We start from the raw sequence: 7888 nt of genomic DNA on the forward strand, positions 1-7888 counted from the left end.
ATGTGTATAGCCTCCGGCATGGCTTCGCTAAAGCGACAGCGTAACGCATCCAAGCCTCATTAACCGTGCGTTACGGCTTCGCCTAACAGCACCCTACATTGGAGCATGGAGCGACGTCGAAAGGCTTGCCAATCGCTACATCCTCCCACTTGTTAGACGGTCAGCCATCTGTGGTTGAGAACCTGGATAGATACAGCGAAGCCCGCGCATCAGCTGAGTCTGTCAAGGTCTCAACCTATGCACGGGCTATTGAACGATGAGCCAATCTAACCAGACTTTAACGACGACAGATTAGAACAGGCCCAGGGTCAACGAAGTGTCGATGGGGAAGGTTGCACCAATACCCAGCCACAGGGTAACCACAGTACCAAACAAGAATACGGTGGTTGCCAAGGGACGGCGGAAGGGGTTTTGGAACTTGTTCACGTTTTCAATGAACGGAATCAACATCAAGCCAACGGGAATCGCGGTTTGTAGAGCAATGCCCAAGAGCTTGTTGGGTACAACCCGCAGGATTTGAAACGCGGGATAGAGATACCACTCGGGCAAAATTTCGAGGGGGGTAGCGAAGGGATCTGCTGGCTCACCCACGAGTGCTGGATCTAGCACACCGAGAGCAACACAGCAGGCAATGGTTCCCAAGATCACCACCGGGAAGGTGTAGAGAAGGTCATTCGGCCAGGCAGGCTCACCGTAGTAGTTGTGCCCCATGCCTTGCTTCAGCATCTCGCGTAACTTGGGATCACTGAGATCCGGTTTTTTGAGAATTGACATGATTCTGCAGGGTTCTCCTTAAATCTCTGGAATAAAAGGCTATAGGAAGGATATGAAGACCAATGTATCGTTAAGATTCAGTCTATCAGACACGTTGATAGAGGGTCGCCTAACGTTAGCAAAGCCTAACAGAGGCTGGCCTTACAACGGGCCCGAAATCCCCTGCTTGCGGATCATCAAGAAGTGCAGCAGCATGAACACTGCAATCAGCCAAGGTAGTACAAAGGTATGCAGGCTGTAGAAGCGGGTGAGCGTTGGTTGACCCACGCTAGCACCACCCCGCAGGAATTCCACCATGGTGGTACCCACGATCGGAATAGCTTCCGGTACGCCAGACACAATTTTCACAGCCCAGTAGCCCACCTGATCCCAAGGAAGCGAGTAACCCGTTACCCCGAAGGTCACAGTGATCACCGCCAAGATCACGCCGGTCACCCAGGTTAGCTCACGGGGCTTTTTGAACCCACCGGTGAGGTATACCCGAAACACGTGCAGGATCATCATCAGCACCATCATGCTGGCAGACCAGCGATGGATGGAGCGAATCAACCAACCAAAATTCACGTCGGTCATGAGGTATTGCACGGATGCAAAGGCCTCGGTGACGGTTGGTTTGTAATAAAACGTCATTGCGAATCCAGTAGCGAACTGGATAACGAAGCAAGTTAGCGTAATACCGCCCAAGCAATAAAAGATGTTGACGTGGGGCGGGACATACTTGCTGCTGATGTCATCCGCGAGGGCTTGAATTTCAAGCCGCTCATTAAACCACTGGTAAACTTTTGAGTCAGTTACCTGTTTAGTAAACATGAAGCCAGAGTTCCAAACAAAGCATTGTTACTAAAAAATGTAACATAGCACTCATGCAAATCTACAGGCTGAGCCACTGAATCCTGGCTTTTCCAATCCATAGTCTACTGCAATTGTTACATTTCATAACAACTTATTCCATTTTCATCCCCGACGGGTTCCTAATGTTAAAAAGTGTGGGTACTCGATGAACCAGCATCAACCAGAAGCAGCGATCGCTCCCGCGTTGTGCATCAGCCTTGCCAGCAGTCCCTAAGCCCCCTACCCATCTTGGGTTTGCCCCGGTTCTGCCCTCTCCTCCCCAACCCATAGATGTAGCCCAGATCTAGGCATCTGGGGTCACTTCTCGTTGAGCCCTAGCCAATCTTTTTCGATCAAGGCTAAGATTTGATATATGAGAAACCGCCTTTTTCAAATTAGCCTTTCTTTCATCGTGATGCTGGGTGTGGTTCTTGGACTTGCTGTTCCAGGAAGCTATGCCTTTAGTGATGAACAGCAGCTTTTAAGTGAGGTGTGGCGCATTGTCGATCGCACCTATGTAGACGACACCTTTAATCATCAAAATTGGTGGTTTGTGCGGCAGCGATCGCTCCGACAACCCCTACCCAATCGCGATGCCACCTACGATGCCATCCAGCAGATGTTGGCGAGCCTGGATGACCCATTCACGCGGCTGCTGAAGCCCGATCAATACCGGAGTCTGCGCACCAACACCTCGGGTGAGCTGACCGGCGTGGGCCTGCAAATTGCCAAGGATATGGAAACCGGCGACCTGCAGGTGATTGCTCCCATTGAAGCGTCGCCAGCAGATCAGGCAGGTATTCAACCCCGCGATCGCATCATGCAAATCGACGGCAGACCGACTCGGGATCTCACCCTGGATGAAGCGGCGGATCATATGCGCGGGGTGATTGGCAGTCCCGTAACGTTGACCATTGCTCGGGACGAAGAGCCAGCCTTTGATCTAACCCTAGTGCGCGATCGCATCACCCTCAACCCGGTGTATGCAGACCTGCGCATTCAGTCGGATGGCTCGCAGATTGGCTACATTCGCCTAAAACAGTTCAACGCCAACGCGGCGGTCACGGTGGCCGATGCGATCGCTGAATTTGAAGCGGCACCGGTGGATGGCTATATTCTTGACCTGCGCAACAATCCCGGAGGGCTGCTGCAGGCCGGCATTGAAGTGGCGCAACTGTGGCTTGACGAAGGGCCGATTGTCTACACCGTGAATCGTCAAGGCGTGCTCGATACGGTGGAAGCCAACGGTGAATCACTCACCGACGCGCCGCTGGCCGTGCTGGTCAACCAAGGTACAGCTAGTGCTAGCGAAATTTTGGCAGGAGCCCTGCAGGATCAGCAGCGGGCTAAGCTGGTGGGCGAGCGCACCTTTGGCAAGGGTCTCATTCAGTCCTTGTTCAACCTATCTGATGGCTCAGGTCTTGCCGTCACCATTGCTAAGTATGAGACCCCCGACCACCACGACATCAACCGTCAGGGCATTCAACCCGATCTAGTGGTGCAACCCATCGCCCTCAACCGCGAAGACTTTGGCACCGATCGCGATCCGCAATATCGAGCAGCGGTAGACCTGCTGACCAACCATGCCGTCGTGGCCAACGCTGCCTAACCTCAGTCGCACCTATCACGACCCACTCCATGGAGCGATCGCCCTTGATCGCAGTGACCCAGTGGAGTGGCTGTTGATTCAACTGATCGATACTCCAGCCCTGCAGCGGTTACGACGCATTCGCCAACTGGGCCCTGCCAGCCTCACCTTTCATGGGGCAGAGTCATCCCGGTTTACCCATTCCCTGGGCGTGCTGGCGATCGCTCGTCGGGCCTTCGATCACCTAGCCAATCGCCACCATGAGCTGCGACCTCATCGCGCAGCCGTCCTCTGTGCTGCCCTGCTGCATGACGTGGGACATGGCCCCTTTAGCCACACCAGCGAAGAGATCTTTGGCTGCCACCACGAAGTATGGACGCTGCGGATTTTGAAGGAATCCCCATCGGTGCGCCACCTTTTGGATGCCTTTAATCCGACCTTGATCCAGCAACTGCAGCAGATTTACAGCAAGGAGCATCCTATCCCCTGCATCTGGCAACTGGTATCGAGTCAGCTCGACTGCGATCGCCTTGATTACCTGATGCGCGACAGCTACATGACCGGAGCCTCCTACGGCAGCTTGGACATCGATCGCATCCTGCTGGCCCTAGACTACGATCCCGCCAGCCAGCAACTGATCGTGCAGCGCAAAGGCATGGCGGCCATCGAACATTACCTGATCGTGCGCTACTTCATGTATGCCCAAGTGTATAACCATCCCAAAAACCTAGCCGCCACCTGGGTGCTGCAGCAAGCGATGGATCGGGCTCGCCAGCAGTCGTCCCTGACCGCCGATGACACCGTCACCGCCTGGCTACACCAGGTGGATCACCTGACCCTAGAGCAATACCTAGCCACCGACGATGGCGTTTTTCTCTACCACCTGCAGCGCTGGCAGCAGCATCCTGACCCCGTGTTGGCGGACTTATGCCGACGGTTTATCCATCGAGATCTGCTCAAAACCCAAGACCTCACCGCCTACAGCCCTAGGGAACAGCAGGACATCCTCGCCGCTGTTCACAACCAGCTAGAGCAAGCCGGCTGGGCTAGCCGATGCTACGCCGGTTTACGCACCACCGTCAGCCGTGGCTATACGCTCTATCAACGAGGCATCCAAATCCAAACCGCCGATGGACTCAGGGACATCAGTGACCTATCTCCCTTGGTCACCACCCTAGCCCAGGACGTCCCTCGGCACTGGCTGATCTATCCCCGCGAAGTGGATATCACCGAATCGGTTGCCGCTGCCCGCTGCACCTCCATCTAAATCCCAGATCTGAACTCCAAATCTGAATCTTTGTAAGCAGTCAGGAGCGATCGCCTGGGAATCTGGGTAGAGTAGCAGCAGGAGTGGGAGCTATGCCCTATCCTTAAATGTTCGTTCAGGTATCCATCCGCTTGAATCTATGCAAAGTCAAGACAGTGTTACCCAACTAACCGTCTACTATCTAGACGGCAGCAGTGAATCCTTCAATATTTTTGACGCGATCGCCGGCCTCGACGCCGAGGAGCAAGATCCAGCCATCGATCTAGAACAGCTTCTTCAGCAGCCTCTCTGGGTGTTTCACCTACCCGACCAAACCGTCATGATTCGGTCTGAGACGGTATTGAAAGTTGAAGTGAAGCCACCTTTATTGCACATCCAAGGGGCCGGCGTGATCAACAACAGCGATCGCGTCACGGCCCTGACCCGCATGAGGTAGCCTGGCTCGGGCGGGCCTGCCCCGCCCCATAGATTGACCTAGAGTGATCTAGTTCAAATAGCCGAGGGATTTTAGCCCAGCTAGCACCTTCTCGGTGCTTTCCTCCAGGGTTTCCAGATCCGTACGGCATTCAATATCTGGCTTGAGAGGAGCTTCATAGGGATCATCAATCCCCGTGAACTGCTTAATTTCGCCAGCACGGGCCCGCTTATACAGTCCCTTCACGTCGCGATCTTCGCAAACTTCGAGGGGAGCATTCACAAAAATCTCTACAAAATCACCAATTTTTTGGCGAACCTCATCACGAATGTCGCGGTAGGGAGAGATGGCAGAGACCAAAACAATCACACCGTTGCGCGTGAGCAGATGGGACACAAAACCAATACGGCGGATGTTTTCGTCACGGTCTTCCTTGCTGAAGCCCAGCCCTTTGGTGAGGTTCTCGCGCACAATATCCCCATCTAAAATTTCTAGGGCATAGTTTTGTGCTCTTAGCTTCTCCTCAACCGCCATACGAATCGTCGTTTTGCCGGCTCCGCTCAATCCCGTAAACCAAACGGTGACCCCGCGTTGATTTGCTGCCATAACGTTCATCCTCGTGGTACACATACATAATTCGGCTAGGTGGCTTGGTCTGCCCCGCAGTGCCTGCTTCCTAACCCTGACAAACAAGCCTTTTTGATACTACGTCGTTTTTGTGTAGAAATGCGTCGTTTTTACCGAGGTTTGCCCAACAACTCTAGGGATCAGAGACGCTGAGATAGGTCCCCTGCCTACCTCTATCCCCCCATATCTCCCTTGTTCAGGACGTTAACGCTAAGCCCTGCTCGATCCAAGATGGATCCCATGGATCACGCCGATCCTTAGGGAGATTCGTCCCCAGTCTCAACGCCATCCCAACGTCCTGCCAACATCGGGCGATCGCTCTCCCCTTGCCCCCATCCCCCTATGACCTTATTTGAGCAGCATCGTCAGCGCCTGCTGTCCACTGAAGCACCCCTGGCCGCCCGGATGCGCCCCCGTACCCTCGATGATTTTGTGGGTCAGGATGCGATCATTGGGCCGGGGCGGTTGCTGCGTCGGGCCATTGAAGCCGATCAGCTTTCCTCCCTAATTTTCTTTGGCCCACCGGGCACCGGCAAAACCACCCTGGCCCAGATCGTGGCCAACACCACCCGCGCCCAGTTTATTCCTCTGAATGCCGTTCTAGCCGGGGTGAAGGATATTCGGGAGGCGATCGCCTCGGCCCAAGACCAGCGCGGCATGTATGGCCAGCGCACCATCCTATTTGTGGATGAAGTGCATCGGTTCAACAAGGCTCAGCAAGACGCCCTGCTGCCCTGGGTGGAAAACGGTACGGTAATTCTGATTGGCGCGACGACGGAAAATCCCTATTTTGAAGTCAATAAAGCGTTAGTCAGCCGGTCGCGGGTCTTTCAGCTTAAGCCCCTAACCGACGATGATCTGCGCCAAGTAGTTCACCAAGCCTTGGACGATCCTGAACGGGGCTATGGCGATCGCTCCGTCCAGCTCGATCCTGATGCCCTAGAGCATTTGATTCATGTAGCCAACGGCGATGCCCGCGCTTTGCTGAATGCCTTGGAACTGGGAGTAGAAACCACGAGCCCCAACGATCAGGGCATCCTGCATATCACCCTAGCGGTTGCCGAGGATTCGATTCAGCAGCGGGCGGTGCTCTACGACAAAGAGGGAGACGCCCATTTTGATATCATCAGCGCCTTCATCAAAAGCGTGCGCGGATCGGATCCTGATGCGGCGCTCTATTGGCTGGCCCGCATGGTCTATGCCGGAGAAGATCCGCGCTTTATTTTCCGCAGGCTGGTGATTCTTGCCAGTGAAGACGTGGGTTTAGCCGATCCCCAAGCGATCGCCATCGTCAATGCCTGTGCCCAAGCCTTCGATCGGATAGGGATGCCCGAGGGACGCTATCCCCTAGCCCAAGCCACCCTCTACCTAGCTATGGCGGCCAAGTCCAACAGCATCATGGGTTTCTTCGATGCCCTCGCAGCCGTGGAGCAGGAGCGGGAAGCGGAGGTGCCCAATCCCCTGCGGGACGACAGCCGCGACAAGCATAGCTTTGGTCATGGAGCTGGGTACCTCTATCCCCACGCCTACCGCGACCATTGGGTCGCCCAGCAGTATCTGCCCAGCAGCCTCCAGGGCCAGGTGTTTTACCAACCCTCTGACCAGGGCTACGAACACCAGATTCAGCAGCAGGTGGCCCGGCAGCGCGAGGCCCAGTTGGCCGCTTTGGTGGACAGCAGCGACGCTCCCGAGGTGTTGACCTTTAGCCCTGCCGATGTCTCCACCGATCGCTGGGTGCAGCGATCGCTCAGCCAACAGGGGCATCATCTGGCCCAAGTGCGCGATCGCCTGTTTGATCTGGCACACCTGCAGCGCCATCATGTGGTGATTGCCCTCAATGGCGGCAGTGGCTTGCTGACCTGGGAGGCGGTGCGCCAAGTGCCCGAGGGCGGTGTCTATGTTTGCGTTGCCCAGACCAACGATCAAAAAGCACTCCAAGAACAGGCCAACGCCTTACCCGACCTACGACGACCGATGATTCTCCCCGTCGCCGCCACTGATCTAGGCCATTGGCTGGCAGAGCATCAACCGGATCTGCGGGGCGATCGCCTCTTGGGTCGCAATGCGATCATGACCACGATAGATCCAGCCCAACTTCTTACCTCCCTGCGGGCTTGGCTGCAGGCGGATGGACAACTGGTGTTCGCCGAATCGATTCCCCAGCAAACGCAACGACTCTATGCGCTGCTCGATCGCTTTCCAGACAATCTGTATTCACAGGTTTCTATGGCGGAAGAGGCGATGTATCAATCTGAAGATCTACGTCTTACCTGGACGGCAGATAAGCTGCGATCGCTCCTGGAAACCAATGGCTACAGCGCAGATCTAACCGTAACCGTGACCCAAACACCCCTGCGGATCACCCCCGCCCTGCTCCAGCGCTGGT

Annotated in this window: 7 protein-coding genes; 4 read left to right on the forward strand and 3 right to left on the reverse strand. The window is 55.2% G+C overall.

From position 1 onward, the window contains the following. Positions 1-291: 291 nt before the first annotated feature. Together petD and V6D20_07045 are read right to left on the reverse strand one after the other, a co-directional pair. Positions 292-774 (reverse strand): cytochrome b6-f complex subunit IV, encoded by a 483-nt coding sequence (gene petD, locus V6D20_07040; protein HEY9815539.1) that lies wholly within the window; start codon positions 772-774, stop codon positions 292-294. 141 nt (positions 775-915) lie between these two features. Further along, a complete protein-coding gene (locus tag V6D20_07045; GenBank protein HEY9815540.1) occupies positions 916-1584 on the reverse strand; it encodes a cytochrome b6 in 669 nt (222 codons plus the stop codon). A gap of 394 nt (positions 1585-1978) precedes the next feature. On the opposite strand from V6D20_07045, the gene ctpA reads away from it, so the two are divergent. From ctpA to V6D20_07060, 3 genes are all read left to right on the forward strand, one after another. Continuing rightward, entirely contained in the window at positions 1979-3214 is a 1236-nt protein-coding gene (gene ctpA, locus V6D20_07050) for a carboxyl-terminal processing protease CtpA (GenBank protein HEY9815541.1), read from the forward strand. Then, positions 3189-4460: an HD domain-containing protein gene (locus V6D20_07055; protein HEY9815542.1), complete on the forward strand. Its 1272-nt coding sequence runs from the start codon at positions 3189-3191 to the stop codon at positions 4458-4460. The genes ctpA and V6D20_07055 overlap by 26 nt, the downstream gene beginning before the upstream one ends. Before the next feature lie 139 nt (positions 4461-4599). Then, the gene (locus V6D20_07060; GenBank protein ID HEY9815543.1) at positions 4600-4896 is read left to right on the forward strand and encodes a hypothetical protein; all 297 of its coding nucleotides are present in this window, start codon (positions 4600-4602) and stop codon (positions 4894-4896) included. 48 nt (positions 4897-4944) lie between these two features. On the opposite strand, the gene cysC is transcribed toward V6D20_07060, so the two are convergent. Continuing rightward, positions 4945-5481, reverse strand: coding sequence for an adenylyl-sulfate kinase (gene cysC / locus V6D20_07065; protein HEY9815544.1), 537 nt, complete (start codon positions 5479-5481; stop codon positions 4945-4947). A 363-nt stretch (positions 5482-5844) separates the two neighbouring features. On the opposite strand from cysC, the gene V6D20_07070 reads away from it, so the two are divergent. Then, positions 5845-7888: AAA family ATPase (locus tag V6D20_07070; protein ID HEY9815545.1), on the forward strand; the 2044-nt coding region annotated here is incomplete at its 3' end.

This window comes from Candidatus Obscuribacterales bacterium, from assembly GCA_036703605.1.
In the GTDB taxonomy this organism is placed as follows: domain Bacteria; phylum Cyanobacteriota; class Cyanobacteriia; order RECH01; family RECH01; genus RECH01.

Coding starts and splice junctions, on each gene's coding strand:
- petD (HEY9815539.1), bottom strand. CDS start 774: ATGTCAATTCTCAAAAAACCGGATCTCAGTGATCCCAAGTTACGCGAG.
- V6D20_07045 (HEY9815540.1), bottom strand. CDS start 1,584: ATGTTTACTAAACAGGTAACTGACTCAAAAGTTTACCAGTGGTTTAAT.
- ctpA (HEY9815541.1), top strand. CDS start 1,979: ATGAGAAACCGCCTTTTTCAAATTAGCCTTTCTTTCATCGTGATGCTG.
- V6D20_07055 (HEY9815542.1), top strand. CDS start 3,189: ATGCCGTCGTGGCCAACGCTGCCTAACCTCAGTCGCACCTATCACGAC.
- V6D20_07060 (HEY9815543.1), top strand. CDS start 4,600: ATGCAAAGTCAAGACAGTGTTACCCAACTAACCGTCTACTATCTAGAC.
- cysC (HEY9815544.1), bottom strand. CDS start 5,481: ATGGCAGCAAATCAACGCGGGGTCACCGTTTGGTTTACGGGATTGAGC.